Raw genomic sequence first — 1,103 nt, forward strand, 5'->3', positions numbered from 1 at the left:
CAACACGGCGGCCAACCCCGCCAAGTCTAGCAAACGTCCTGGTGCTTGGGTCCGAGTTTGGTGCTTTTCGTGTGCCACCGCACTACTGTGATACTGGGCCATATCTTGTTCGGCCGCGGCCTTGTTCGGAAATCGCCATGGTATCACGTCGCCATCTTTTGTCACGCGACCAAACACGTGACCAGCTGGGTCCTTGAACTTCACTTCATAAAAAGGGGTTCGAACATAGTTTTTAATCGCTTCTAGTTGTTCATAGATTTTCCAAACGATGACCGACTTCAACCGGCCTTCGCGGGCGACGACCTTATAACCAGCTTTCTTGGCGGATGTCGTCGCAATGCGCGTTAATTGCATCGACATAAAGTCCCAACGGTTACGACTTTCACCCTTCAAGTAAGCACCGTGTTGCCACTTATCTGTCACATCCGTTAATTGTCGCATCGCCGCCTTAATACTCTTAGGTGATTCATCCATAAAATTGGCGCGCAGGACTTGGCCGTGCCAGCCAATGGCATCAATTGCTTCCCAGGCCAATAAATCACCTTCACCAGATGGATCCGTGTCGGTTGCAATAACCAAGGCGTCATACCCCTTCTTCGACTCAGCCTTGATTTCATCCACAATTTTCTTCGTTGATTCCGACTTACCCGTCCGCAAGTTACGATTACGAATGTACGTCCGTTGCCACTTGAAGTCGCTAATCTGCCAAGGCATGTACTTGAGTGTCCACGACTTGTAGGCCTTTTGCAACTCAGCTGGCACCATTTCTTCTGGTTCTTTCAACGTCATGACGTGGCCACGGAGGTTTGTAATATTGAAGTTATTGCCTTCAAACTGACCGACCTTCCCGCCAAGTGCTTTGACGAAATTTTGGGCAGCAGATGGTTTCTCAGTAATAATTAAATAGTTCGCCATAAGTCCCTCGCTTAATTGTCATCCCGTATTTTCGCTAAAGCTCTATTATAGACGAAAAAAGGCAACCCGCCGATTTGTAAGCAGGTTGCCTTAATGTTTTCTATTACTTTTTAAGTAGCTTAGCCGCGATGTAATAAATAACACCCGTTAATGCCATCGCTACGAATGTCACACCAATTGTTTGACTG

1 protein-coding gene is annotated in these 1,103 nt (G+C 47.4%); it reads right to left on the reverse strand.

From position 1 onward, the window contains the following. On the reverse strand, window positions 1-915 hold a 915-nt coding region (locus tag WEIDD23_RS11915; protein ID WP_242865526.1), incomplete at its 3' end, for a toprim domain-containing protein. Between the last annotated feature and the right edge of the window lie 188 nt (window positions 916-1,103).

Source organism: Weissella sp. DD23 (genome assembly GCF_001579105.1).
Classification (GTDB): Bacteria; Bacillota; Bacilli; order Lactobacillales; family Lactobacillaceae; genus Weissella; species Weissella cibaria.